Here is a 23,902-nt window from a genome sequence, read left to right on the forward strand (position 1 = left end):
TTAAAATATAAATACCTAAAATAAATTACTATAAATCGAAATTAATAATGTCCAAACTATTATCGACAATAACTATTACTTCAGTAGCAGTTGCCAGCGTAATTGGTGGCGGAATTTACTTAACCTCCACTCAAGGAGTTAGGGATAACTCGGCAGTTGCCAACGATGCTCATACCGCAACTCTAGCCAGCGTTTGGGATAGAGAAACCGAACCCAACTATACAGGCACAAAAGATCTTAACGTCTATCGCTCTCCTACCTGTGGTTGTTGTGGGGTATGGCTCGAACACGCTCAAAAGCATGGCTTTAAGGTAGAAGATATCAAAACCGAAGACATGGAAGCGTTGAAGCAGAAATATAACGTACCGCCCGAACTTTCATCCTGTCATACAACTATTGTCGATGGCTACGTCATGGAAGGACATATACCCGTCGATGACATCAAACGCTTCATGACCGAAAAACCAGAAGGATTTATTGGTTTAGCCGTACCAGGAATGCCTTTGGGTTCTCCAGGAATGGAAGCAAGAGATATAAAACAACCATTTCAGGTTTTGGCATTTAACCAATCGGGAGAAGTAGAGGTATTCAACGAATACGAATCTTATTAATCGTTGAATGTAGATCGGCTTAGTTGAGAAGTTTTTGGTTCGTCCTAAAGGATACCGCTACGCATATAGCTTTTAGCCATTAGCTTCTTGCTCTGTCCTATACGAGTCGCGAAACCTCAGACGGGGCTAATGCCCCATCGTCTCGATTGCCTTCGGCAATCCGACTCTGCGAAGCAGAGGCGAATCGCTCCAGCGATTGCAAGACTGGCAACGCTCTCGCGTTGCGTGGCGGTGCGCTTTTAGCTTTTAGCTTTGAACAACTATATAACTCTCAGAATTTAGCTTAGTAAATAAATTATGGTTAAAATGAATCGTCGTCAGTTTCTGGCATTAAGTGCTGCTAGTGCGGGAACTGCTATTTTTGCTGGCTGTACCAAAGGGCGAGCTAATAACACTCAAGCTGTATCGAAGTCTTCTAATTTGCCTCAAGTACATCAAAGTCAAAATGGTTTATTAGAACTAGATCTGTCAGCTAGCGAAAGTTCCGTCAATTTAGGTAGCAAACAAGCATATTTACTAACCTATAACGGACAAGTTCCCGCCCCCCGCCTGGAAGCCAACCCAGGAGACAGAGTAAAGATTCACTTTACTAACAACCTGTCTAAACCAACTAATCTTCACTATCACGGGTTGCATATACCCATTACGGGCAATGCAGATAACGTTTTCCTTCAGATCGATCCAGGAGAACAATTAACCTACGAATTTACTATTCCTGAGAATCATTCAGCAGGTACGTTTTGGTATCATCCTCATCTACATGGTTTAGTTGCCGAACAGTTATTTGGTGGTTTGGCGGGTTTGTTTATCGTGCGGGGAGAGTTAGATGAAATACCCGAAATAAAAGCAGCCCAGGAAGAGTTTTTAGTACTGCAAGACTTTGCTTTAGATAATGATGGCAGACTAATGGGTTCGAGTCATATGTCTCTGATGTCGGGAAGAGAAGGAGATCTAATTACGGTCAATGGTAAGGTTAATCCTAGTTTAAATTTGCCAGCAAATAAACTATTGCGCCTGCGGATACTCAATGCCTCTCCTTCCCGTTTTTATCGGCTGGCTTTAGAAGAGGGTACTTTCTACCAAATTGCTACCGATGGCGGTGCGTTAAGCGAAACGGTAGAGGCTGACGAATTATTACTAACGCCAGGACAACGAGCCGAAGTTTTAGTACGAGGTAGACCAGAATCGGGACGATATCGCCTGCTTAATTTACCCTACGACCGAGGCGGAATGGGGATGATGGGCGGTATGATGGGTAGAGGAATGATGGGTGGTAGCGATCGCGACAACCCTATGGCATTAGCTACGATTAATTATGAAGCTGCGGTTGATTCTCCCGTACCGACAAAGTTAGCTAACATTTCCGCTCTACCCGAACCTAAGACAGTAAGGCGTTTTGAACTCAATCACGGCATGAGTCCTGCGGTAGGTATGGCGTTTTTAATTAACGGTCAACCATATAAAAGCGATCGCCTAGATACTAAAGTCCAACTCGATACGGTAGAAGATTGGGAATTAGTTAACACGGGAGTAATGGATCATCCTTTTCACGTTCATGGCAATGCTTTTCAGGTAATCAGTCGCGATGGACAACCCGAACCATTAGCTGCTTGGCGAGATACAGTGCTGGTAAAAAGAGGCGAAACTGTGCGTATTCGTATGCCCTTTAATGATTTTGCAGGCAAAACTGTCTATCACTGTCACGTTCTCGACCATGAAGATCTTGGCATGATGGGTAACTTGGCGATTGAGGCTTGATAATGCGATCCGAAGGCTACGCAGAGCGTAATCGTACCCTTGGCAGACAAAAAGCGCGATTATGACGGTGCATTAAGTTTCTCTTCTACCGCTGCGCCTGGATTGTGTTCCCACCTGTCTCCTACATGAGCATAGATTGAAGTAGTACGAGGATCGGCATGTCCTAATAAATCCTGTACCTGTCTCAAATCCGAACCAGTTCTTAATGCCAGCGTTCCAGCAGTATGTCTTAAACTATGTGCGGTAAGAGTTCTACCTGGTGTGTGTTTAAGATTGCATTCAACCAAAGCGCAATCGCAGATCTCTCGAATGCTGCGTCGGGATAATTGACCTCCTTTATTGTTATTACTAAGAGAGACAAAAACATAATCTGCTGGTTTGATTTTTCTTCTCAGAACTTTGCGCCTCATCTGGAGATAATCATCTAGCTGAGTTGTCAGATTCTCAGTCAGAGGGACGATCCTGCTAGCTCTTTTTGCCGCTACCTGCAAACCAGTTTTGATACCCTGCCTGACGATATCTTCTACCTTTAGTTGGTGCATTTCTACCGTTCTGCATCCTTCCAAGCTCATGATGCTAATCAAAGCGCGATCGCGCAGCAAACTCAGTTTGTCTTTATTCGTCTTCGCCCGCTTTAGTTGAGACTGTAGATAGTCGAGTAAATACTTTAGTTCTTCTGCCTCCATAAAGGTAATCCGAGCAGCAGGATCTTTTCTATCTTTGGGAGCTTTAATCTTTTGAGCGGGATTATTGCCGATCAGCCCATGAGCTTGTGCTGCTTTGTAGAAGATTCTGACAATGTTGAGCTTTGTTGCGATGGTCGAGTTAGCGTATCCAAAGTTAACTAGATGTTGACGGTAAAGCTTGATGTTTTCTGGTTCTGCCTCGGTGGGCGAGAGTAAATTATCTCGACACCACTCCAGATACTGCTTGGTCTGGGACAAGTAGTTGCGAATTGTATCAGAGGAAGCTGCACCATCTCCTACTTCCATCATTAGGAATCGGGCAAAAATATCTTCTAATTCAATAACTGTAGATGGAGATGTAATTGAAGTCACTCGTTCCCCGCACAGATTCGGCGTGGCTTGCGAGTGACCGTCGATCGGCTTAGTTGACTCGTTCTTGAGCTTACAAACTGAAGTTGTTTCTACAACTGGTACAATTTCGATTTTCATAGAATTTTAAGTCTCAACGTCAAAACCATGTTCTTCAGCAATTTTTAAAATAGTACTTTTAAGTGTTTCGCTCCCCAGATCTATTACTTTTACTTTGGAAGAATTGATAGTCGATTCTACTCTTTCATAGAGAGCAATCGCGTCTTCCCCGTTATGCGCCCCGCTGAAAATTAAACCATCTACTCGGTCATACAATTCTATGTGTTCGTAAAAATAACGTCCCCATGCCTGAGTAATTTCTCTCTGAGTAATGGCTGATATAGCAGTTACTGTTCCTGCTCCCATGGCAGCTTTGCCTCTTAAATCTAATAGCTTGAGTTCTCTACCTAGATAGATAATTGCCAGTTTAATGTTTTCTACGTTGATAATCTCACCATCGCCAAAATATTCAGCAATACAACACGAAAGAGAAAACCCTGCATAAATAATTCTCCGCTCTGGATCTTCTGTTGGTTCATTACTACTATGATGATCGAATCTACTTACTGGACCATAGCTACGAAAACCAGTAGGTGTGGCATTAAACCTTGTTGGGTCGAATATCCTTCTAAGCTTAGTGTTAGCTGGAAGAATTTGGATTTGGGGATTTACATTGCGCTGAGGTGGCGGTAATTTGACTTTGACCATTAAAAAGTATTTACGGCTCTTGCTTCGACTAAAACATCATGGATATTTCCTTGTTTGAGCATTTCTACAGGAGTACAGTTGTCAAATGCTGGATGGGGTTTTGAGAGCCAATTAAGCTTGGTAAAGTCAGAAACCTTTAACGCTTCTAGCACCTGGGGCAAACCATCCAAGATCCCATCATCTCCTTCTGGATCGAACTGCCAAGCAGGAAACCGATAGATACCTTTATCTTTAATGCCCAAAATACTATTAGCTTTGAGCTTATCGTGTATGGTCTTTCTAGTTTTCCAGTCCAATAGATCGGCTACCTCAGTCGAAGTTAAGCTTTTTTCTAATAGCCTTTGACGACGTTGATACAAACGATGTAGATTAGCTAATTCTAGAGGCCATGATGGTTCGTCAGTATAATCATCTCCAGCAATCTCTTTTGCTAATTCTACCTCTTCATTACTTACTTTCTTAGGTTGCAAGGAAGCAGCTAACTTTTCAAGTTGTTCCGTATCCGCGATCGCAATTAATGACTCTACTAAGTCCTTAACTTGGCGAGAAGCCTCTTTTCTACCCAAACTGGGAGTTAATTGTTTAGTTTTCATAGCACTATATATACGATGTATATTTAAATTTTACAGCATATATATTATAATTACTTACATCTGATTAGTGTCCTAATAAGAGGTTAAAATTAGCAGCAAGTTGCTGTAAATATTACTAAACAAGAACGATAAGCAAATACAATTTTTACATTTTGTATTTGATACGCAATTGATACGCTATTATTCAAATCAAACTCAAAAAGTTTGTGTTTGAGTTTTTTCCATAACAGATTTTCATAGCGTGAGGCAACCTCGCGCTCCAGTTCTCCCCAATTGCTATGTTGATGTTAGTTTTTAAAAATTCGCCAGCCAAATTAATTTGGAATAACGTTTATCGCACAAGGTCCTTTCCTGCCTTGTCCGATTTCGTAATTTACTTTCTGTCCTTCATTAAGAGTAGTATTGCGTTCGCCTTGAATTTCAGAAGCATGGACAAAAAGATCTTTGCCTCCGTCATCTTGAAGTATAAAACCAAAGCCTTTTTCGTTATTAAAGAACTTTACAGTACCCGTACTCATACAATTTTCTCTTTGCTAAATAAATAATCCAGTCGCTTGAAGTGTATCGTAAAAATAACCAACATGTTCTTTCAAAATGGTCAAACAAGGTAAATTTCTTAACTTAACAGATATTATTGAACCCGATCTATGGGCAGAAAAGCTAATCCTAAATGTGTATACTGTGCTAAAAATTACCGCCGTGAAGATGAGGCCAAAGAAAAAAACGCTGAATGTTACGTCGAACATAACTGTCGTGTCAAACGCTATCGGCTGAGAAACAAGAGCCAGGTAAACGCCAAACGCCGCTCAGATGCTGCTAGGAAAAGAGGTATTGAAACGATTGAGCCAATACTACCCGAAGCCTATCGAGCCGAACTAGAAATATACGGTAAAGAGAATCAATTCGTTCATGCGATCGCGCTTAAAATTTATAAAGGTAACGAGCTTTCACATCAAATGTTGCCCCAACATACTCAAGGACTCAGACAGCCAGAATTAGAAGAATATATCTCATCGCTGTTAGCCTATTTGGAAACAGAATATGGCATAGATTGTTTTGGTCTAATTTATTGGTTGAATGCAGAGGATTGTCCAGAATGCTTGCCAAATTAACTGTCATATATTCATTTTTTCATTTTGGTCTTTTCATATAGAGTAAATTAGCTTTGTCAGATATTCCCTTTACTCAATTAATTAAACAAGTAGATAAGATTCAGTCTGCCACTATTTCTGATGAGATAAAACTCAGGCGTTCAGGTGAACTTATCTGTTTTGTCAGCGAGCAAATTTTACATAAGGCTGAGTCATTACTGGAAAAGTCACGGCAATCGCAAGTTGATGAAGAAGATACTCAAATAAATCGTAGTTTCAATACTTTTCTGTCATCGCTTACTCAGAAGAGCATTAGCACACTTTTTCTAACCAAATATCTTCAGCCTCAACGAAGGGCAGATTATCACCGAGAGACAACTAAATTAATTAAATTTTTATCCGCAACAGAAGCTTTAGATGTAATAGCAGAAGATTTATTTGAATCAGAAGTTTTCACTTTAGCTCATGATGAGAACATCGAAGTTTGGGTCGAATCAGTAGAGCGACATTTGAAGCTGTATCCAAAAGTGAATACCCTTCCAGAAATAGCCAAATCAAACGACTTAACTTTAGCTCAGACGTTTGTTGCAGCTTTATTTGGAAATTTTAAAATAGAGCAGGCTGGTGGTTTTTATGAGGTCGAACAACTTAAACTGTTCGGGTAAATTCTTTTAGTGTATTAATAAATACTACTTTATATTAAGAATGACCAAAGACGACACTACTTTCATTACTGTCTGGCAAGCTATTCTTCAAATTTGCATCTAAATCTTGGATACAGTAGCTAAAAGCTTCTTCTCTTGCTTGAAAAATCTTTTTTATTTCTTTAGTGTCATCCGTGCGTCCATAAAATATTAATCCAGCAATCCCTGTGTGTTCAAATATATAATTTATGGTCAATTTATAACTTTGTTGAGATATATCTTTAATACCTCGATTTAATTGAGCAATAATGTTTGCTTTAAAATTATTTTTCTTGCAGTATTGCTCTACTTTCCGCTTCATCATGCGCTCTTGTTCTTCTGTTTCGCAGCGCAGATATACCAAAACAGTTTGCTTTTTTAAAGATTGGTACACAGGATCGCGTTTGAACTCTTGAACCAAGGTTTTGTCAAACACTCGTTTACCTTTAGCTCCTGTTTTTGTAAACGTTAGATGTCCCTCGTCTACTAGTTTGTTTACCGCAGACTCAGATAGGTTGAGAATATTCATTACTCCTCTTAAATAAATCCCATCTGCCATTGGCTTTCTCAAAAAAAATCACTCAAACGTCTGTTACTACTACCATTACAGCAAATTAAACTTGGGATGTAAAGTAGAGACAAAATCTATTTATACCCTTTAAAATTCAATTTCAAATTCTTTGTTCGTTTTGTTGTGTTCGAGAACAGCAGATGTTCTGACAGTATCTATTTCTTGTTGCTTGGAAGCTACTTCTAATAATTGTTTTATTTGGCTTGGAACATAATTCTCGATCTCGACCTGATTCCAACTCACTTCTAATTGAGGCTCTAATCCAATTATTTCATTCCGATTTGCCTTACGCACAGCGAGCATATCTTTTTGAGGTTCATAAGTTACTCTATGTTCTAGCAGTTGCAAATAGCTAGCCTGATGTAGCTTACATCCTCTTATTTTAAAATCTTGTAGCCTATAGCTGATACCTGTAATTTTTCCTTCTTCGACTCTCAATTTAGGATCTATTTGAAGTTGTTGGAGTCTGGCTAAAAACACGCTTAAATTGGGGCGATCGCGACTGGCTAAATCTATTCCTGACTGAATCTTCATAGCATGAGTCACGACCGATCTTTCTGTTCTAGCTCCCGATCTATATTCTTCTATTTCTCGCATCATTCGCTGTACTTGACCAGTTGTAGAAGCTTTGTATTTGCGTTGTTCGGAGTCAGCAACAATAGTCAAGTTGTGTTCGATTTCTTGTTGTCTTAAAATATTTTCTAATTTTTTCTTGTCATAACTATCTACGACCCTTTTTCCTTCAAAATCAATCGCGTTAATTAAGATATGAAAATGATCGTGTTCGTGTGCGCGGTCGTGTTTTGGATCGACTCTACCGTGACGTACTACTAAATATTGATTGTTGTCATAACCTAATCCATTTATTATGGCGATCGCAATTTCTTCTATAGTTTTGGAATTTAGCCGTCCATCATTAGGAGCAAATCCAATAGAAATATGTTTTACTGGTTTTTTAGTACTCAATCTTTGACTGGCACAAGTATCTAATTCCCAAGTCATTGTGTTGCGATCGCCTCCAGCTAGATTTGTATCGACTATTTGAGGCGTTTTGCTGGGATCTAATAAATAATCAACTAGTCCCCTAAAATCGCTGCCAGTACTTATATTGCCAATCACTTCTCTTTTCTGCCGATTACTAGCAATCTGACTTGGTTCAACTCTCGGTTAATGCGATCGGTATAACTCCCGATAGCACTCAATTCTTCTGGCAAAGGATAATCTTCTGGTATTTTACCGCCCTCTAATCTTTCTGCATTAAAGACTTTAGCAATTTGATTGATATTGTTGCCAATTCGTTTTAACTCTCTGGCTATTTCTCCCATAACCCTATAGGTACGCCAACTAACTTTGAAAATGTGTGCTTTTTCTATGGGCTTGTGCAAAACACATTTAGTTATGTAGTCAGTTCTAGTTAAGTTCAATCGTTTAGCTTGGCGATCGATTATTGCCAAATCTGATGGATACCACTTAGTTTCTACTCGCTTAGTTTTAAATTCGCCGTTGCTGTTAGGATAGTGAGCCATTTGCGATTGGCGAAGCCTAGCCGAAGGCATCGCAGCTAAAGATAAAATTACATTTTGGCTTTGCTTGAATTCGCTTGACTGTAACCTCGATCGCATAGAGAACATTTTCTGATTTATAACTGTTTTTTGTCGATAATTCCCAAATAGTCTATTTTGAGTCAAATGGTTCGGCAAGCAGCAAGTTTTAGTCATTAAGTACAATAGTATTAAATGTACGGATACTTGCACTGCTTGCTGTCAAAATAAATTCTGTCTTATCCAAGGTATTTTCGAGCAAATTCCAGACAATAATTAGATTTTATCGATCGCAGATAGCACTATAACTATATAATTTTGTGCTGAATTGTTCATTTTGGCTATGTATCTGTGGCTTCAAAATTTTCGATAAATTCGACAAAAATCAAATGTTAAAGAAAGATTTCGCACGAGATAGCAGCGAATTTGCACAAATTAGTGCAGTTTTTGATGTTTAAAGATCGCGATTGATAACCCAACAATTATCAGGCAATATGGTCGCGATCGAGTTTCTTACAGCAGACCAAGATAAACAACCCAAACCACAACCCGGTCGAGTCAGAATGAAGGTACAGTAGGGTTTGAGAATAGCTAATTCTGCTAAGGTTCTTGCCGAGTTTTCAATCAAAGATAAATCTGAAGCGTCTCGCCAATGGTGTTTGGTGGGAAAGGAGAGAATGTGTACATTATTCTGAGTCAAAAGATAATGGACTTGGTTGCCTCCACAAGCTAACCTTTGACCCAAAATCACGGGCAGTTGAGGATAAATCTTCGTGAAAGCTTTAGCCATACCCGCTCCCATTACTGCCTGACCGTTAGCTTTAACCATTCCATTAGTCGTGACACATAAAGCAATCTCAGGAGTAGTAGGTTTATACGACCACGAGTCTCGGTCGAAAATATCTCCACTAATTTCCAACATAAGCATATTAAAATTATTTCAATTTCATTTACTTCAGATCCGACAGGGCTATATCTCCATTGGGTGTAGCTATTAAGCTTATTATTGTCTGTCATAATCCAAATAAAAAAAGCTATACCTTTTCACAGGTACAGCTTCGATCGCAGTGGATATTCATCTGAATATCCACCTGACGTAACTATGCAGCAGCACGTCTATTCTTGAAATAATGGTATCTTTTGGAAAATTGCACCTGTTTACTACGTAACTCCTGTTCGTTAGCAATCAAACGCCACTGTTTGGTGTGCTGGTCGTAAATCTCTACGAGCGCATATGCAGCTTGTAAAAGTTGCTGTTTACTCCAGCCTGCATAGTACTGTTGATAAGTAAGCTTAATTGCTTTAGCGTCAATGTTTTGACCTTGACGTTTAAACTTGTTTATTTCAGAATTCACAATTGTAAATACAATTTGGGCTTCTGTTAAAGCCTTTGGTGATGTAACAGTTTTGCTCTGTCCAGAAACCTGACTAAGCAAGGGCGTATACTTCTGAGCGGAAGCAGGTGCAGGTGTATAGCTTTGCATTCTTGGCACATAGCCTTGAACCTGAGTAACTGCGGGAGCATAATTTGTATAAGTCATAATTAGTAAACCTAATTTTAAAATTTCACCTAACTAGGTTCGACAGAACCACAACCAACCCGACTGGAGTTGTGTTCGGTGCTAACTCGTTTAGAGTTATGCAGCTAAAAAATTATCCACTGCTGACTAAACAGTGGATGCCTCCCCAAACTTGTTCGGATAGAACAAACCTGGGTAGATAATAAAATTAAGAGTAATGATAAAAGTATTTGAATGTTTCCCAACAGTTAAAAGTTGGTCTATTTATTGCTAGAGCATAATCTACACAATTCTTAGTTCCACTTCTATCTTGATGCCACAACGCTATAAGTAAATCGCAGTAATTAACAATCCACTGATTTCTTTGCTGCATTGCCTGTAAACTGTAGTCGCTTGAAGAAATAATTTCGATTCGTTCGGCTCGATCCAGTAATTTTTGATATCTGTCCTGACTATGTGGTGGCCATTTTGAAGATTGAGATTTAAATGGAATTGCTGCGATTAAACCAATACCACGATCGATGGCACTTTGAGCTACTGCCGTATCCCAACCTAAAGCCATACCCGATATAACCTTTGTAGGTTTGTATTGAGCCAGAATAAAATCCGCAGTATTTAGTAAGGCTCGATTAGTACGATCCGAATAGCTGCCAGACAAAGAAGCAGGTCGATGCCCTGTAAAACCTAAAATCATAATTTAATACTTGTAACATTTCATTTACTATTGCCTGACAAGGTTACAATCTATTTAAATCAAAGCGATCGCACTATATTCCGCCTACCTCTGACAAATAGTGACAGTCTAGATAGAGATATATTATGTAATTCCATAATTTTGCAATTGCATAAATTCAAAATAATAATTTGGCGATCGCAAAGCTTTAGCCAATTCTGGCGTAGTAGTAAAGAGTGCGAAAAGTAATGCCTGAGCCATTAAAAGTTGACCAGCGATAACTACATTCTCCTGGCTTGTATTTACCCGAACTACGACTCCACTCGTCCCATAGTCCAGATAATCCTTCATCCCAATCTTTTAGAGCCATACCAACTCGAATCCAATCATCATAAATATCTGCATAGATAGGATTGATGGCGCGAATCAATTCTTCTACAGTCCTACTAGAAAACACTTTCGATTTAAAGACTTCTGTTTTAGGCTGCGGTCTGAGTTGGTTTAACCACAGACTAGATATAGTAAGAATCTCGCATCGATCTGGAGCAATCAGCCAGCGATATTTACCTGTTATCGGATGAACGGAGGGCGGCAAAGTAGAAAGTAAATTCCGACCTCTGACCTCTAAACCATTCGTCAACTTAAAACTTTTAATTGGTCGATCGACATAGTACAGATACTGTCTGTGTCCAGGGAGACCCGAACCATAGCTTACTGTAGTTGGAAACCTCATCTGTTCAAATTGATTTAATGCTTCATAAGAATCACAATCAATGGCGACTAAGTAGCGATAGCGATCTGAGTACATGCGGCGAACCGAATCGCCTTTGTTCGGACTTGCTCCGCAACCGCAATCGCCTGATTGATGACCGCACAGCAGGCTATAACCATTAGGAACGACAGAATACAGACCATGTTTGCCTCTAACCAAAACTTTACCTTCTTGAGACAAAGAGCGAAACAAACCTTGGGGTGAATAATAATTATCTTGCCACTTTTTACCCAAAGGTCGCTTATCAATACAAGGTACGAGTTTCCAATAGTTGGGCAATAGAAAAAGACTTTGAATTAAACGCTCTTGCGAGCGGTCGCGATTGCCCTGATGTTCAGAGCTTTTGAGTTCAGAATTTACCAGGGGAGTTTGATTGTCTTGAGAATAACTAAACATTAAATCTGTGGTTGGTTAATTGTTTAGTTTTCTCAAGCGCAAGCTCTATGGCTAGTAGTTTTTACTTCTTGCCAGATTGCTTTTTCCTCTTACCTGTTGTGACTTTCTCTGGTACTTGCCAAACCAATTTAATTGAATCCGATTTTGGCTGTGTCTTTTCTGATTCGAGTTTACATCTTGACCGCGAGAGAGGGCGAGGTTTCCTCGCCATCTCTAATCGCGGTGTTGAAGTTTCGGTTACTTCGGTAGCTGCTCTGTTTGCTGTAGGCGACAGAAATGATTTAGCCTCTGATTCTGCCTTGGTGAAACGATCTACCAAAGCCAATCCGATTAACTCTTCAATTCCAGATAGTTTTAACCCTACCAGATAAGCGATTCCTCTAGCCAAATGTAGTTCAAATTGTCTCTTGAGCGATTCTGAATCCAAAGGCAAATTGTGTTGATGGCAAAACTGAACCAGAGCAGCAGGAATAGCTGCACCAGTATCTCCGACAAAAGCTTCCCAAGTAATCTCTAAATTAGAATCGAACACTTGAGGTACTGGGGAGGGAATAGTGCCTTGAGCCAAACTGTAGCAAATTCCCCAACGGCAGATGGCAGCATATGTAGGAATCTGGGTTTTGGTTTTGATATTGATTATTTGATATCTAGTTTTTTTACTAAATCTGAGGCGTTTAACTATTGGCTGCATAAAACAAGCTAAGAATAATATTTTGTTTATTCTCAGCGTCAGCAATAGTCACGTAGTAAAAAAACAACTTCTGCCCATAAAAAGAAAATAAGCTTGTTAGAGCATTTAAAGGCAACTCGTTTATTGACAGGTTGGCTACACACTTTTTTTAAGATACAGATCACTGTTAAAACTTACTTCACAGAAAATACTTGAGATTAGACTGATGGGAGTTTTACTACTAACATGGAGAATCAAACTTCTCAATCCAATAAGCCTGAGACAATTTTTTATCGATTGAATTTTAAGTCTTCATTGTATTCTCAAAATTTGATCGAATATTTACAAGAGCAGAGACATTGCCTCAATGGTCGCCAAAAAGTAGAACAAATAGTAGAAACGTTTCTTTTACCCTTAGTCGTATCTCCTGAAGATCCCAATTTCAAGGCAATAGTGGTTGAATCTTTGAGTAAGCTCAAAAGCCAAATAGAGATAATTCAGGTTCTGACGGGGATAAGTCTCTTCGATAATTTTCAATCTGGATGTCTTCAACCGCCCAACTCTGTAGCTTACCCTTCCATTCCCAAAGTATTTCAGTCTACAGTAACCGAACAGCAGCAACATAAATCTCAGATAGGCAACATAACGCCTTTACAAGAGTTAGAAGCCACTGTCAATCGTTTTAAACAGCAGTTAACTGAAGGTGTAGACCCCTTAGTAATAAGTCAAAATCTTACCCAAATCCAACCAGATGAGGAAGAATCTTGGACAGAACAGATGTGGCAGCTATACGACAACTTCTATGAAGAGGTAAGTCAATTGGAATACCAAGCAACTTTTAGTCCTGAGACTAGTGCGTAACTATTATGAGTACAAATCAAACCGTCTCTACTACTATTAATCCACCCGCTAAAACTAAGGTAACAACTTTAACTCTGGTAATCGATCCTGGTACGAGCTGCACCAAAAGTCTTTACCTCAAAGGTAGAAGAGGTAAACCCAAACATTCGATTACCAGTTCAGTTATCTGTCCTACGGAGATCGCGCCAAAAGTTGAAGAAACCTATATCAAACTGCCAGATGACGAGCAGTATTATCTCGTCGGTGATTCAGCAGTTCAGGCAAAAGTGCAGTCGAGTGTGCGCCAACTCAAGTCCGAATCTTTGATTCCCAAAACGTTAGGAGTTATCGGGCAAATCGCTCACGAAGAGTCTTTACCAAACCAATTCAAATTAAAGTTGACATTGCTTTTGCCCATGTCTGAAGCAAACGATCGAGAGTTTATTCAATCGGAACTATCAAAGGCTCTACAGAACTTTAACTACAGTGGGGTAAGTTATCAGATTAATGAAAGCAGCCTCGGATTTAAACCAGAAGGCAGTGGAGTGTATTCATTCCTGTCTCGTACTATGAGTGCCGATACCATTAAAAACCAAACCTGTGCCTATCTGATGTTTGGTTATCGAAATACTAGCTTGCTTCTGATTGAGAACGGCAGGTTGAATCATCGCAACTCCCATTCTACCGACCTGGGCTTTTATAACTATTTAGATCTTGTCGCCGAGTATAGTAGCGGTCTTTATCGCCACGATATTCAGAAGGCGATTGTTTCTCAAGCTATATACGAAGTTGGAGAGAACTGCCAGCAAGTTGTTCGAGGCTTCACCAGCCAGATTCGTATCGAGGACCTAATTCGTAGCACCAATACTAAATATCAAAAACGAGAACGAGCTGCAATATTAGCTGCGATCGAGCGGGCTAACGGTGAATATTGGCAACTACTATCGCGCTGGTTACGGGAAATGCTGCCACCATTAGGTCAACTCGATGGCATAATTTACTGTGGAGGCAGTACTTCCTTTATTGAAACTGCAATTCAGCAATTTTTCCGAGATTGGAACGGAGAATTGCTTAATACTAATGCGATGAGCCTCCAAATGTTAGAACAACTTAGCCTTTCGTCCATAGCCCAAAAAAAGTTTATCGAGCAGTATCTACCGATTCGTCTAGCTGATGCTTGGGGAGAATTTGTCAAACTCGCTAATATTAAAATTTAACTTTAGCTGTCATTGGCTAGTAGCAAGCAATAAACACAGTCGTTAAGATTAAAAGGCGTTGCTGAAAAGTAATGTTTTAGATGAAAATAAGAAAATTTTTGCCAAAAAACTAAAGACCAAGCAGTAAAAGCAGTAATAGATCGTTAATATTTTTCTTGCCATTTTAATTTATTTTCAATGCTTTACTTTCATCGCTTCTTCAAGCTCATGCTCACTAAGAACTTTGGGAGTAGCTGTGGGAGTGCTAGTAGCTCCTGAAACAAAAAATGGCGTGTTTTTATAAGCACCAGTCAAGCGGGCTTTAAAGATCATTCCCAATATCCGTAAAGTTCCCAGAAAAGTACCTCTTGATTTCGGCTTATTTTCGCCCAATGCATCTGCGGTATAGAGATACATTTTTATCGAGCCAAAAGTCTCGTCTAACAAATTCAGATCTGAACCGAGGCAACTGTGAACTAAGCCCACAAAAGAGAATTTAACGTCTGGTAAAGTATTGCCAATCGGAGTATGACAACAAGCTGCATACCACCGCAATAAACCCCGATCTGTTAAACGAATACAGGCAAGGTTTTCAGTGCCTCGATCAAAAACGACATTTGCTGGAATGGTTTGCACGATGCTAGTTCCGCCCTGTTCGTCGAGAACTTCCCCTCCCTTTTTGAGATATCGCGCAAATGCCTGACAATCGGTACAGTAGCAAACACATCTATTGATATTATTAACATTCTTAATCTGACCTTGAAGCTTGCCACAGCTACAACTAATTGAATGAACCATTGTCTTTATGTTCGGGAAAAAGCTATTTATTTCCAGTGTAATTATAGCGTTCGCGAAATCCGAAGAAATATAGATTTTCTGAGTTTCTCTAAGTTGGAGACTGTTGAGAGTCATTATTTTTATTTATTTGATGAGTTACGTATGTTCTCAACACATCATTAATCAAGGTTTGATAGCCTCTAATTTCTGGATGATTTTTTGCTGTAGTACGAAACCATTCCAAAGTCTCAGTATCAACACGAATGGAAATTGCTTCTGTATTTGGTTGCCTCTTAACTAGTTTGGCGTTCTTAAAAAATGCCTCGTCTAATTCTGGAATATCGGAAAAGTCAATGTCTTCATCATGCATTTCTACTAGTCTTTTTTCTCTTTCCTCTAAAGACATATCTAGATTAAACTGATTGTTGTTCATATTCTTTCCTTTCTTGTTTACTAGCCTTTCTGGCGGAAATTAGCCTTATTATTCCCTTTCTATCGGTATAAACCACTAATGCAATGATTATTCTCTGCTGAGTTGCCAAAAGCAGTTGTCCAATCGAAATTTCTCTAGTTTCTCCATAATCAAAGCGAGTATCTTCATAAGTTAACAAATTTGGGTCTTTGAATATCTCCTTGGCTTGCTCAAAATCAATTCCATGTTTGACAATGTTGCTTTGATTCTTATTTTCATCCCACTCAAACTCCATAATCTAAATATACGTATTTGTATATACAAAATCAAGACTTCTGTAAAACTACATTTCGGTAATTTTATAACCCTCTTTTATGACTATGGGGAAAAATATCGAATTAGCAAGCAATAGAGGTTAAATGATGCTTAGGGTGATTTCGAGAAAAAGGGGAAGCACGAAACTGATTCATGATGTTGATTAACTTAGAGAAACCAAATTGAAGATGTTGACTCGGAAATAGGTCAAACCAAGGTTGAATTAGATGGAAAAAGATGAACGGTTGTATAATTAATCTTAAGTTATTTAAAGAACTCTTCCAAGTATGACCAGACTCCCACCAAGGGTGATTAGAAAAAGGAAAAGAAGCAGTAGATTCAACAATAGAAGCATGATGTTCAGAATCATTAGCAATAGTTTCTAATTGAAAATAGTTAGCTTGAATACTAACAAGAAGATAACTACTCATTACTAATTCCCACCATTTTTCAATACTATGATAATCTGTAACTCGAAAATCTGCCCAACCTAGTTCATTTTTAACTTGCTTAAAAGCATATTCAATCCAGTTTCTCAAACTATATTCTGATGCAATAGTCTTAGAAATTTTACCTTTTTTATTGGTCATGATGAACCAAGTATCTTTAGGGGCGGGATTTTTGTCTTCTTTTTTACTTATTTGGTAAAAGCGAATATGTTTTCTTTTCCCAAAAATAATTTCTCTAATATATCTAGTTTCACTCTTCTTTCGAGATAATTTTTGTTGATAAGGTTGCCACCGATTATATCTTTTTCTTTCTTTCCCAAACATCCAAACCTTATGGTTCGAGCGGATTGCCACGATATATTCTAGATTCGATTGCTCTAACGCTGTAATTACATCCCCACTTTCACCATATAAACTATCAGCTAATACTAACTTAATGTTAAAGTTCCACTTTTGTAATTCTTTAATTATTTCTCCAGCTAGCTGTGGTTTGGTTTTATATATATCTTCAGCTTTGAGACATTTTTTAGGCTTAAATATTTTAAATATTAAAGGGTATGTTATGCCTTCTACTACTGCATAAGCATTTACTGAAACGATTCCATTTTTGGTTTTTCCTAGATTACCAATATATTGTTTGGCTACATAGTCTGTTGCTTTTCCTTTCTTGGCATCTCCTGTTTCATCAAGACAAAGAGTTATTTCTCTCTCTCCGATTAATAATTTCGTCAGCCATAATCTAATTTCTTGGACTTTTTTTACATTCCAATGAGCTTCTTTAAGAAAATAGTTTAATCCTTGGCTATCTTTTAATCCTACTGCTCTGGCTATCTTCGGTAACGATTTTCTTGGTATTTCTGACAGCATTCCTAGATGTATTAATTTGAATGCTTCATAATTTCTTACATCAGAAAATAGGTTTTGATATGCTTGGCAATAATTATCGATAAAACCTACTGTTGGTGATGCTTCTCTTTGCGGTGTGACCATGAGAGCATTTGGTTCTTATTTTTTCTGATTTTATCACCCCATAGTCATAAAAGAGGGTTATAAAGTGGTACTTGTGCTGGATATCTTGTTTGTTCAGAGAATAGCAATAAACAAAGTCATCAAAATCAAAATTGCTCTGACTGAACCTGTCTTACGGAACAACGGCGACCAGATTAAAGACATTAATGATAAACCAAAAGTAGAGCCGATTAGTAAATGTTTGTCGGCTACGAGAAATACCGCTACAAATCCGCATAAAGCTAGAAAGCCGAACAAGCAGCACAAAATCCAGTCTAGAAAAAGAACTGGATTATTACTAATTTTATTCATCATCAAAATAACTCGATTGATGATTAATATCTTAATCCTTAAAGCTACTTGCTTATATGTAGTTACGAATAAGATTTTTATTTAATACTCAATCGATTGCCTCGTTCGACTAATCTTGCCCAAGATAATAATTTACCAGCCTTAAGGTAATCGGCTATGGCATCTCTATCGACAGTTTTTACTGTTTTGGACTTAACAAACTCTTCAGGAAACAAATCTAGATCGTGAGTCTCATCGTAATCAATTTCAACTGGCTGTTTACCACCTTTACCCACCACACTGATTTTATATTTATTAGTTTCTATTTTGTCGATCTTATTCAGCTCAAGACGATATAAAATCATATTCATCAGTCTTTTAGCTAAATTCTTTCTCGATTTTTTAAGAGCCTGAAGTCTGCTAATTTCAGCCGAAATATAGCTTGTATCCTCTTGAAATCTAAGATAGCTGATGAACCTGTCTACCCTCGCTCCGTAGTCTTTTCTAGACTCACCTTCTCTTCTCAAAATTATCTGAGTCAAATGTTCATCTATTGCCCGATCGCTTTCTTCTCTGTTGCCCTCTTCGGCTTCTAATATTTTGCTTAGCTGTTCTAATTCTTCCCCAGACTCTAACTCAGGACGGTCAAATAGCATAAGTTTATACGCTCGCTTTCTTACATTGCGTTTTTATCACGTCGTCAGACGTATTTGATTATTTCATTTCAAATCTCATAAAAAAATAAATAGCGAAAATACTCTGTCAAACAAAGCTCAGATAAATCTTTTTTGTCTAGATGAAGCAAAGATAAACTATGCCCTTTTGAAGTATCTACTCTGGTGGCGATCGCTACTATACGAGATTCATAATGTTGACGTGAGGATTACTTAAGTCGCTACCATAAAATTTTTTTAGTGGTTTAGTAGTTCGAGCGTCTTAAATAGGTCTATTGACACTTTCACTGTATTTTTTGCATATATCTATTTAAATTCATAACAATGCTTCATATCTTAATTTTTTATACGGATAGTATTATCGTTCGGGGTCTAGAAACCTTTTTATCTAGCGTTGGTAAACATCAAATTTACACGGCTAACAACTATCTTGACTGCCTGAATTCAGCTAAGTTTCTACAGGATTTGGGAAAAACCTTTGTTCTAATTGTCGAAGGCGAAATATTAGATTCAGACAAGTGCAGCCAGCTAAGAAAATTCCCTCGCGCTAAACTAATTCTTTGCGACCGCATTGCCAATCACAACTCCCTGCTTCTGTCTCTTAACTGCAATAGTTCCTATATTAGTCTGGAGCATAACGCTCCAGACAACCTTGCTCTAGCAGTTCAGTGTGCTTTTGTTGGTAGTGTCTTTATTTGTCCTCAAGTAAAGCCAAAGCTCAATCAGTACGTCTTTCAACCCTTACTAGAACAGCGTCGAGCAGTAGCAGAGTTGGCAGAAATCGATCGCCGTATTCTGGCTTTGGCTGCTCAAGGTCACACCCATAATACGATCGGCAAAATAGTCAACTACAGCGCGTTAAATGTTGGTTATCGCTTAAAAGTCATCGTCCAAACTCTTAACCTACAAACCAAGCAAGAAGCGATCGCCCTAGCTAACAGTATCGGTTTAAACCTGAGTATGTCCGAGTCAGCATTCAAAGCTGCTTAAATTTATTTGTTTACCGCAAATCTAAACTACATAATGATTAAACGTCATGAATACAATTCACTTTATTGTCGGCAATCGAGGCAATATTGGTAAGAGTTTTTTTAGCTCTCTAGTATGCCATTTTTATTCATCAAACACCAGACCGTTTACTCTCTTTGACACTGACCCCGACAAACAAGATGTCTCATCTTTATATGGAGGTGTCACGGACGTTACCTTTGATGCCTGTAATGAAATTATGGTCAATCACAGTACCGATGCTGTTAAGGTCGATCGCATTTTTGAGGAAGCATTAAAGCAAGATGTCATTGTTAATATGCCCAGTAATTCTCACAAGGAGTTACTGTTTTGGCTTACCCAAAATGGTCTGAACCAGTCAGAATTTCTAACAGCAGAGAAGATTCAGATCTACATTTGGTACTTATCTAATGGAGATGATACTAGTCTTAATCTGTTCAAAACTCTGGTCGATAACTATCCAGCGTTCAAAATCACTTTAGTTCAAAACAAAGGGATCGACAACCATTGGAATCGTGAACTTAGTGCGGATATGAAAAAAGTGGTCAAAAAGACTCAACAGCTAGAGCTAGCGACTATGCCGAGAGGAGAAAGAGAAGCTACTTTTGCTTCGGGTAAAGCCTATGCCAAATACATTAGCAGTACTACCAGCAGTAAACTTTCGGTCAATCGTTTGAAAACCTATTTAGATAGTCAGTGCGCTAAATTTATCCAAATATTTTCCCTAGCTAATCCAGCTTAAACAATGAACGAGAAACGCGATCGGGATCTTCGCCCTTTACCACCCCCTCCCAACCTGCCTCTAAAATCTCCAGACGCTGATTCAACTGTAGCTGTAAACCCACCTACGTCTATTATCGAGCAGTTGGCTAATTTAGCAGACAAGTCAGAAGTGATGTCTTTACTCGAATTTAAAGAGGAGCAGCAGTTAGACAAAAATGACCCGCTTTGGGCATTTCTCTTACAGTTTAAAACTATCGAAAATTCCGTTAACAAGCAGGAACAGATTCTCAATCTATTAATTGATGGTTTTGAAGCTAAGTTCGAGCGACAGATTAACGCCAACCAACAACGGATTGACACTAGCTTTCGTACCTACAGCCAGGATCTGATTAATCAGTATCAGGCTTTGACTAATAACCTTCAAACAGTAGAGGAAGCCAGTCTCAATCTCACTCAGGCAAAAATTTCAGGTTCGGTAGCCAAGTTAGTGAGGCACGCTGCCCACACTAAAGCTGTAAATGACTGGCTGGCAATGAGTCGGCTAGGTCTGTATATTTTGATTCCTATGCTCTTTGCTGGCATTGGTGGCTGGTTTGCCCGTAGCTATGTTGATTACCGCTACAGTAATTCTGGACTAAGTAACGCAGATACCGCTTTACTACACTGGGCAAAGTCAGATGAGGGTAAGTTAGCTAAAGATTTGGCTCGCTGGAATAGTCGAGGACTAACTAGCAAAGGAAAAACTCTAATTTGCGAACAGGAAGCAGCTAACTTAGACGTGACTCTTACATTAGAAGGCAAGTCAGTTAATTCGGGATGGTGTGCGCTGTGGATTCGCCCTGCCAATAAAAGATAATTAAACTCTTTATTTATATTCATGAATTTATTAAAACTCTTTACATCTGTAGGGTTGGGACTATCCTTAACCTTCAGTATTTTTTTATCAAACACAGTCAAAGCCACGAGTATCCCTACCGTTACTTATGAAATGGTGGGAGAAGATAATTCATCGGCAGGGATACTAGAAGCTCCCGATTTTAGTTCTATCACTTTTCGTTCTTTGGGTAGCTTCAGCGAATCTGGTGCTATTTCTGCCGACTACGACCTTTATGTTGATTATGGTCTAGGTCGTCAGTGGTATAAAGGAGATGCAGTTATTGATGTCTTAAAGCTAGGAGATATTGACGATAGCTTTGGGGTAGGTCGATTTAGATTGGGAGAAATAGTTGCCAAATCGGGTCGCCAACAAAGAGAAGTGACTTTAGACCAATTCGGATTTATTGAGAACCAAACCGTAGCCAGCTTTATTAGGGCTAATCCGCAATTAAAAGAACAAGCGATCAAAGAAGTAACTCCTTTAGCTGATGCGATCGCTTTAGTCTACGGCGAACGAGATAAAGCATTGTTAAAGTTGCCAGTTCGGGTACTTGTAGAACGTCAACACTTGACCTCAGAACTATCTTTAAATAAAAACGTAAAAAAATTAGCTCAGACTGAATCACCTAAGTTTGATGTATCTGAATTTGAAATGGGTAATTTGGATTTGAGCGAATATTCTTTAGAAGATGTGGAGGGTATTGGAGATAGCTTTGTTGAAGATTACGAAGATTGGAAAGACGAGTATCTGAGCGACATCGAAGGATTAGCAGACATATCTTTTGATGATTTTCCCAACCCCATTGCTACAACTTTAGCCTTTATCTCTCGCGTAGACACAATTTGGAGCGATGCTCACGGAGAAATTAAACCAGGTCAGAGCGTTTCTGGTAGCAACCAAGCTGGTTACGCAGTTCCCTGTCAACAAAGCTGCGCTCATATCGAACTAGACGATATTGAGAATTCTGGTCGCGATATCCGCACTCTCTCTGAAGGTCGCAGATGGATGTTAGGCAAAGATCCTAATAACGCTAATATTTGTCCTGAAGCTCCCTGGGGCGTAGATGGAGGGGAAGGCATACTAGGTATTTTAAATTGTGGCAAAGAACCTACTGGTCGCAATCCTTTTGGTTCTGGCTTTAAGGTAGCTCTTTGGAGCGTTGATGAAACAAAAGATGAAGCAGGTACAGCGATCTTCTTTCGTATTTGCCAGCGAGGTATTCCCGACCTCGGCTGCACTCCCTACTTTATTGGTCCAATTCCCTTCCTCCCTGCTAACAGAGAAAATTGGATTATCTTAGGACCTGGAATTTAAGTAGCGATCGATACTTACTTTTTTCTTTGTAATTGCAAAGTCAGAACGTCTTTAAAAAAAATATTATGAAAGCTTATTCCTTACAAGTTATTTAAAGAAATAGCCTCACGTAATACTTCATCACGGATGACTGGATGAAGTACGGTGCTTTGAGCAACGTCAACCTCACAACCAAGAAGCTCTTTTAACTCACGGGTAAAGGCAATAAGATCGAGAAGTGTTTGCTTAGGCGAGACATCAATCAGAAAATCTACATCGCTTTCATTCGTATTGTCTTCTCTTACTGTAGAACCAAACACCCTAATGTTAGGAGCATGGTAACGTTCAGCAAGAGCGAGAATTTGGGAACGATAGGTTTTTAATTCTTTTTTATTCATTAAAAAAACCCTTGTTTTAGTTAGAAATAAAAGTTATTTGTGTATAGACAAGTTGCACTACACATATATTTACACGAGGCAAAGCTATTTTCTTTATGTTAATTGAGACTGACATTTTTTGATATCAGTCTCAACTTTAAATCAATTAACCTCCGTAATTTGGCATAGCTCCAGTTACAGCTTGCGCCGTTTGTTGAGGATTGTACATAGCTTGCGGTTGTGCCATAAATCCAACCTGCTGTTGGGGAACAAATCCAGCAGCAGCGGCTGCCTTAGATTGCGCTCCACCATTGTTGTTAAATGGATTAGCAGCAGCGGTGGCATTACCGTTACCGCTATTGTTGCGGCTAACGCCATTATTGGTACGAACATTCTGAGAATGCCAGTTTTGATTAAGAATATAGTTCAAGATAGCCTCGTGAGGTCTATTTCCAGGCACACAATCAGGTAGTATATTAGGGGCAAAAGTCTTCATGGTCAGGCAGAGCTGCATTTGATCGACTCTTGGCTGACCTACAGTGCCGAAAGTTTGTTCAAATACAGTTGAAGCCAACTCATAGTCGGGAGTTGTGGGTTTTGAACCACGTTGAGAGCTAATTTGATTGACATATAGAGTTTTGAACATATCTCTTGCGCCGAAATACAGTGATTTAGCCACTGTAGAACTATCGCTCAAGGTCGTGTTGAGAGCAGTGTTACTTGCGCCATAGCATTGTTGAACTACCGCCATAGTTTGCGGATCGATGGTTGCACCATAAAATTCAGTACCTTGTGGTTGCTGGACTTGCGGTTGCTGAACCTGCTGTGGCATGGGGGCATACCCCTGTTGAGGTTGATTCTCCTGTGGCTGTGGCATGGGAACATATCCCTGCTGAGGTTGGTTTACCTGTTGGGGCATGGGTGCGTTTGCACCTTGAGGCTGTACGTAATTCATGTATTGTAGTACTCCAATTAAATTTT

Annotated in this window: 30 protein-coding genes; 10 read left to right on the forward strand and 20 right to left on the reverse strand. The window is 39.1% G+C overall.

Annotated features, from left to right (window positions below):
• The first annotated feature begins 47 nt into the window (after nt 1–47).
• Nucleotides 48–611, forward strand: coding sequence for a DUF411 domain-containing protein (locus KV40_RS29445; RefSeq protein ID WP_052056074.1), 564 nt, complete (start codon nt 48–50; stop codon nt 609–611).
• A 297-nt stretch (nt 612–908) separates the two neighbouring features.
• Complete coding sequence (locus tag KV40_RS29450) at nt 909–2,369, forward strand: multicopper oxidase family protein (RefSeq protein WP_036488804.1); 1,461 nt, start codon at nt 909–911, stop codon at nt 2,367–2,369.
• A gap of 59 nt (nt 2,370–2,428) precedes the next feature.
• Here the strand turns inward: KV40_RS29450 and KV40_RS29455 are convergent, their stop codons facing one another.
• The 4 genes from KV40_RS29455 to KV40_RS29470 all read right to left on the reverse strand — a co-directional run bounded on the left by KV40_RS29455 (nt 2,429) and on the right by KV40_RS29470 (nt 5,282).
• Nucleotides 2,429–3,544 (reverse strand): tyrosine-type recombinase/integrase, encoded by a 1,116-nt coding sequence (locus tag KV40_RS29455; RefSeq protein WP_052056075.1) that lies wholly within the window; start codon nt 3,542–3,544, stop codon nt 2,429–2,431.
• 6 nt (nt 3,545–3,550) lie between these two features.
• Nucleotides 3,551–4,171 carry an RES family NAD+ phosphorylase gene (locus KV40_RS29460; protein WP_036488807.1) on the reverse strand — a complete coding sequence of 207 codons (621 nt, stop codon included), beginning with the start codon at nt 4,169–4,171 and terminating at the stop codon, nt 3,551–3,553.
• Nucleotides 4,171–4,764, reverse strand: coding sequence for a hypothetical protein (locus KV40_RS29465; protein WP_052056076.1), 594 nt, complete (start codon nt 4,762–4,764; stop codon nt 4,171–4,173). Before KV40_RS29465 ends, KV40_RS29460 begins: the two co-directional genes overlap by 1 nt.
• Before the next feature lie 314 nt (nt 4,765–5,078).
• Nucleotides 5,079–5,282, reverse strand: a complete 204-nt coding sequence (locus KV40_RS29470; RefSeq protein ID WP_036488810.1) for a cold-shock protein — start codon at nt 5,280–5,282, stop codon at nt 5,079–5,081.
• Between the two features lie 129 nt (nt 5,283–5,411).
• On the opposite strand from KV40_RS29470, the gene KV40_RS29475 reads away from it, so the two are divergent.
• A complete protein-coding gene (locus KV40_RS29475) occupies nt 5,412–5,876 on the forward strand; it encodes a hypothetical protein (RefSeq protein ID WP_036488813.1) in 465 nt (154 codons plus the stop codon).
• Between the two features lie 53 nt (nt 5,877–5,929).
• Nucleotides 5,930–6,520: a hypothetical protein gene (locus KV40_RS29480; protein WP_036488815.1), complete on the forward strand. Its 591-nt coding sequence runs from the start codon at nt 5,930–5,932 to the stop codon at nt 6,518–6,520.
• A 34-nt stretch (nt 6,521–6,554) separates the two neighbouring features.
• Here KV40_RS29480 and KV40_RS29485 read toward each other — a convergent pair whose 3' ends face one another.
• The 8 genes from KV40_RS29485 to dndE form a co-directional block, all read right to left on the reverse strand.
• Nucleotides 6,555–7,097, reverse strand: a complete 543-nt coding sequence (locus KV40_RS29485; protein WP_036488816.1) for a hypothetical protein — start codon at nt 7,095–7,097, stop codon at nt 6,555–6,557.
• A 99-nt stretch (nt 7,098–7,196) separates the two neighbouring features.
• Entirely contained in the window at nt 7,197–8,228 is a 1,032-nt protein-coding gene (locus tag KV40_RS29490; protein ID WP_052056077.1) for a relaxase/mobilization nuclease domain-containing protein, read from the reverse strand.
• On the reverse strand, nt 8,225–8,731 hold the full coding sequence (gene mobC / locus KV40_RS29495) for a plasmid mobilization relaxosome protein MobC (protein ID WP_036488818.1): 507 nt from the start codon (nt 8,729–8,731) through the stop codon (nt 8,225–8,227). The genes KV40_RS29490 and mobC overlap by 4 nt, the downstream gene beginning before the upstream one ends.
• 373 nt (nt 8,732–9,104) lie before the next feature.
• Nucleotides 9,105–9,572: a hypothetical protein gene (locus KV40_RS32770; RefSeq protein ID WP_052056078.1), complete on the reverse strand. Its 468-nt coding sequence runs from the start codon at nt 9,570–9,572 to the stop codon at nt 9,105–9,107.
• Between the two features lie 178 nt (nt 9,573–9,750).
• Nucleotides 9,751–10,191, reverse strand: a complete 441-nt coding sequence (locus KV40_RS29510; protein ID WP_036488820.1) for a hypothetical protein — start codon at nt 10,189–10,191, stop codon at nt 9,751–9,753.
• Between the two features lie 187 nt (nt 10,192–10,378).
• Entirely contained in the window at nt 10,379–10,864 is a 486-nt protein-coding gene (locus tag KV40_RS29515; protein WP_036488822.1) for an SLOG family protein, read from the reverse strand.
• A 187-nt stretch (nt 10,865–11,051) separates the two neighbouring features.
• The gene (locus KV40_RS29520) at nt 11,052–12,011 is read right to left on the reverse strand and encodes a PriCT-2 domain-containing protein (protein ID WP_036488824.1); all 960 of its coding nucleotides are present in this window, start codon (nt 12,009–12,011) and stop codon (nt 11,052–11,054) included.
• Nucleotides 12,012–12,072: 61 nt separating this feature from the next.
• Nucleotides 12,073–12,702, reverse strand: a complete 630-nt coding sequence (dndE, locus tag KV40_RS33865) for a DNA sulfur modification protein DndE (RefSeq protein ID WP_072013940.1) — start codon at nt 12,700–12,702, stop codon at nt 12,073–12,075.
• Between the two features lie 225 nt (nt 12,703–12,927).
• Here dndE and KV40_RS29530 point away from each other — a divergent pair, with 225 nt between their 5' ends.
• Both KV40_RS29530 and KV40_RS29535 read left to right on the forward strand, forming a co-directional pair.
• Nucleotides 12,928–13,542 (forward strand): hypothetical protein, encoded by a 615-nt coding sequence (locus KV40_RS29530; RefSeq protein WP_036488826.1) that lies wholly within the window; start codon nt 12,928–12,930, stop codon nt 13,540–13,542.
• A gap of 5 nt (nt 13,543–13,547) precedes the next feature.
• Nucleotides 13,548–14,738 carry a ParM/StbA family protein gene (locus tag KV40_RS29535; RefSeq protein ID WP_036488828.1) on the forward strand — a complete coding sequence of 397 codons (1,191 nt, stop codon included), beginning with the start codon at nt 13,548–13,550 and terminating at the stop codon, nt 14,736–14,738.
• Between the two features lie 174 nt (nt 14,739–14,912).
• On the opposite strand, the gene KV40_RS29540 is transcribed toward KV40_RS29535, so the two are convergent.
• The 6 genes from KV40_RS29540 to KV40_RS29565 all read right to left on the reverse strand — a co-directional run bounded on the left by KV40_RS29540 (nt 14,913) and on the right by KV40_RS29565 (nt 18,625).
• Nucleotides 14,913–15,515, reverse strand: a complete 603-nt coding sequence (locus KV40_RS29540; RefSeq protein ID WP_036488830.1) for a DUF6151 family protein — start codon at nt 15,513–15,515, stop codon at nt 14,913–14,915.
• Between the two features lie 88 nt (nt 15,516–15,603).
• Nucleotides 15,604–15,927 (reverse strand): BrnA antitoxin family protein, encoded by a 324-nt coding sequence (locus KV40_RS29545; protein ID WP_036488832.1) that lies wholly within the window; start codon nt 15,925–15,927, stop codon nt 15,604–15,606.
• Complete coding sequence (locus KV40_RS29550; RefSeq protein WP_036488834.1) at nt 15,908–16,201, reverse strand: BrnT family toxin; 294 nt, start codon at nt 16,199–16,201, stop codon at nt 15,908–15,910. The genes KV40_RS29545 and KV40_RS29550 overlap by 20 nt, the downstream gene beginning before the upstream one ends.
• A 103-nt stretch (nt 16,202–16,304) precedes the next feature.
• The gene (locus tag KV40_RS29555) at nt 16,305–17,660 is read right to left on the reverse strand and encodes an IS701 family transposase (protein WP_052056079.1); all 1,356 of its coding nucleotides are present in this window, start codon (nt 17,658–17,660) and stop codon (nt 16,305–16,307) included.
• A gap of 93 nt (nt 17,661–17,753) precedes the next feature.
• Entirely contained in the window at nt 17,754–17,993 is a 240-nt protein-coding gene (locus tag KV40_RS35425; protein ID WP_156114241.1) for a hypothetical protein, read from the reverse strand.
• Nucleotides 17,994–18,067: 74 nt separating this feature from the next.
• The gene (locus KV40_RS29565; protein WP_036488839.1) at nt 18,068–18,625 is read right to left on the reverse strand and encodes a siphovirus Gp157 family protein; all 558 of its coding nucleotides are present in this window, start codon (nt 18,623–18,625) and stop codon (nt 18,068–18,070) included.
• A gap of 342 nt (nt 18,626–18,967) precedes the next feature.
• Between KV40_RS29565 and KV40_RS29570 the strand changes: the two genes are divergently transcribed.
• Genes KV40_RS29570 through KV40_RS29585 form a run of 4 tightly spaced genes read left to right on the forward strand, consistent with a single transcriptional unit; the run spans nt 18,968 to nt 22,565 of the window.
• Nucleotides 18,968–19,633, forward strand: a complete 666-nt coding sequence (locus tag KV40_RS29570) for a hypothetical protein (protein WP_036488841.1) — start codon at nt 18,968–18,970, stop codon at nt 19,631–19,633.
• Between the two features lie 46 nt (nt 19,634–19,679).
• Nucleotides 19,680–20,393, forward strand: a complete 714-nt coding sequence (locus KV40_RS29575) for a hypothetical protein (RefSeq protein WP_036488844.1) — start codon at nt 19,680–19,682, stop codon at nt 20,391–20,393.
• Between the two features lie 3 nt (nt 20,394–20,396).
• Nucleotides 20,397–21,230, forward strand: coding sequence for a DUF6753 family protein (locus KV40_RS32775; protein WP_052056080.1), 834 nt, complete (start codon nt 20,397–20,399; stop codon nt 21,228–21,230).
• 21 nt (nt 21,231–21,251) lie between these two features.
• Nucleotides 21,252–22,565 carry a hypothetical protein gene (locus KV40_RS29585; RefSeq protein WP_036488845.1) on the forward strand — a complete coding sequence of 438 codons (1,314 nt, stop codon included), beginning with the start codon at nt 21,252–21,254 and terminating at the stop codon, nt 22,563–22,565.
• A gap of 80 nt (nt 22,566–22,645) precedes the next feature.
• Here KV40_RS29585 and KV40_RS29590 read toward each other — a convergent pair whose 3' ends face one another.
• Together KV40_RS29590 and KV40_RS29595 are read right to left on the reverse strand one after the other, a co-directional pair.
• Complete coding sequence (locus KV40_RS29590) at nt 22,646–22,942, reverse strand: nucleotidyltransferase family protein (protein WP_036488848.1); 297 nt, start codon at nt 22,940–22,942, stop codon at nt 22,646–22,648.
• A gap of 145 nt (nt 22,943–23,087) precedes the next feature.
• Entirely contained in the window at nt 23,088–23,876 is a 789-nt protein-coding gene (locus KV40_RS29595; protein ID WP_036488851.1) for a hypothetical protein, read from the reverse strand.
• Between the last annotated feature and the right edge of the window lie 26 nt (nt 23,877–23,902).

It is taken from the genome of Myxosarcina sp. GI1 (assembly GCF_000756305.1).
GTDB lineage: Bacteria > Cyanobacteriota > Cyanobacteriia > Cyanobacteriales > Xenococcaceae > Myxosarcina.

Excerpts from the sequence above, each read along its gene's own strand:
- KV40_RS29445 (WP_052056074.1), top strand. The coding sequence starts at position 48 with ATGTCCAAACTATTATCGACAATAACTATTACTTCAGTAGCAGTTGCC.
- KV40_RS29450 (WP_036488804.1), top strand. The coding sequence starts at position 909 with ATGGTTAAAATGAATCGTCGTCAGTTTCTGGCATTAAGTGCTGCTAGT.
- KV40_RS29455 (WP_052056075.1), bottom strand. The coding sequence starts at position 3,544 with ATGAAAATCGAAATTGTACCAGTTGTAGAAACAACTTCAGTTTGTAAG.
- KV40_RS29460 (WP_036488807.1), bottom strand. The coding sequence starts at position 4,171 with ATGGTCAAAGTCAAATTACCGCCACCTCAGCGCAATGTAAATCCCCAA.
- KV40_RS29465 (WP_052056076.1), bottom strand. The coding sequence starts at position 4,764 with ATGAAAACTAAACAATTAACTCCCAGTTTGGGTAGAAAAGAGGCTTCT.
- KV40_RS29470 (WP_036488810.1), bottom strand. The coding sequence starts at position 5,282 with ATGAGTACGGGTACTGTAAAGTTCTTTAATAACGAAAAAGGCTTTGGT.
- KV40_RS29475 (WP_036488813.1), top strand. The coding sequence starts at position 5,412 with ATGGGCAGAAAAGCTAATCCTAAATGTGTATACTGTGCTAAAAATTAC.
- KV40_RS29485 (WP_036488816.1), bottom strand. The coding sequence starts at position 7,097 with ATGGCAGATGGGATTTATTTAAGAGGAGTAATGAATATTCTCAACCTA.
- mobC (WP_036488818.1), bottom strand. The coding sequence starts at position 8,731 with ATGCGATCGAGGTTACAGTCAAGCGAATTCAAGCAAAGCCAAAATGTA.
- KV40_RS32770 (WP_052056078.1), bottom strand. The coding sequence starts at position 9,572 with ATGTTGGAAATTAGTGGAGATATTTTCGACCGAGACTCGTGGTCGTAT.
- KV40_RS29510 (WP_036488820.1), bottom strand. The coding sequence starts at position 10,191 with ATGACTTATACAAATTATGCTCCCGCAGTTACTCAGGTTCAAGGCTAT.
- KV40_RS29515 (WP_036488822.1), bottom strand. The coding sequence starts at position 10,864 with ATGATTTTAGGTTTTACAGGGCATCGACCTGCTTCTTTGTCTGGCAGC.
- KV40_RS29520 (WP_036488824.1), bottom strand. The coding sequence starts at position 12,011 with ATGTTTAGTTATTCTCAAGACAATCAAACTCCCCTGGTAAATTCTGAA.
- dndE (WP_072013940.1), bottom strand. The coding sequence starts at position 12,702 with ATGCAGCCAATAGTTAAACGCCTCAGATTTAGTAAAAAAACTAGATAT.
- KV40_RS29530 (WP_036488826.1), top strand. The coding sequence starts at position 12,928 with ATGGAGAATCAAACTTCTCAATCCAATAAGCCTGAGACAATTTTTTAT.
- KV40_RS29535 (WP_036488828.1), top strand. The coding sequence starts at position 13,548 with ATGAGTACAAATCAAACCGTCTCTACTACTATTAATCCACCCGCTAAA.
- KV40_RS29540 (WP_036488830.1), bottom strand. The coding sequence starts at position 15,515 with ATGGTTCATTCAATTAGTTGTAGCTGTGGCAAGCTTCAAGGTCAGATT.
- KV40_RS29545 (WP_036488832.1), bottom strand. The coding sequence starts at position 15,927 with ATGAACAACAATCAGTTTAATCTAGATATGTCTTTAGAGGAAAGAGAA.
- KV40_RS29550 (WP_036488834.1), bottom strand. The coding sequence starts at position 16,201 with ATGGAGTTTGAGTGGGATGAAAATAAGAATCAAAGCAACATTGTCAAA.
- KV40_RS29555 (WP_052056079.1), bottom strand. The coding sequence starts at position 17,660 with ATGGTCACACCGCAAAGAGAAGCATCACCAACAGTAGGTTTTATCGAT.
- KV40_RS35425 (WP_156114241.1), bottom strand. The coding sequence starts at position 17,993 with ATGATGAATAAAATTAGTAATAATCCAGTTCTTTTTCTAGACTGGATT.
- KV40_RS29565 (WP_036488839.1), bottom strand. The coding sequence starts at position 18,625 with ATGCTATTTGACCGTCCTGAGTTAGAGTCTGGGGAAGAATTAGAACAG.
- KV40_RS29570 (WP_036488841.1), top strand. The coding sequence starts at position 18,968 with ATGCTTCATATCTTAATTTTTTATACGGATAGTATTATCGTTCGGGGT.
- KV40_RS29575 (WP_036488844.1), top strand. The coding sequence starts at position 19,680 with ATGAATACAATTCACTTTATTGTCGGCAATCGAGGCAATATTGGTAAG.
- KV40_RS32775 (WP_052056080.1), top strand. The coding sequence starts at position 20,397 with ATGAACGAGAAACGCGATCGGGATCTTCGCCCTTTACCACCCCCTCCC.
- KV40_RS29585 (WP_036488845.1), top strand. The coding sequence starts at position 21,252 with ATGAATTTATTAAAACTCTTTACATCTGTAGGGTTGGGACTATCCTTA.
- KV40_RS29590 (WP_036488848.1), bottom strand. The coding sequence starts at position 22,942 with ATGAATAAAAAAGAATTAAAAACCTATCGTTCCCAAATTCTCGCTCTT.
- KV40_RS29595 (WP_036488851.1), bottom strand. The coding sequence starts at position 23,876 with ATGAATTACGTACAGCCTCAAGGTGCAAACGCACCCATGCCCCAACAG.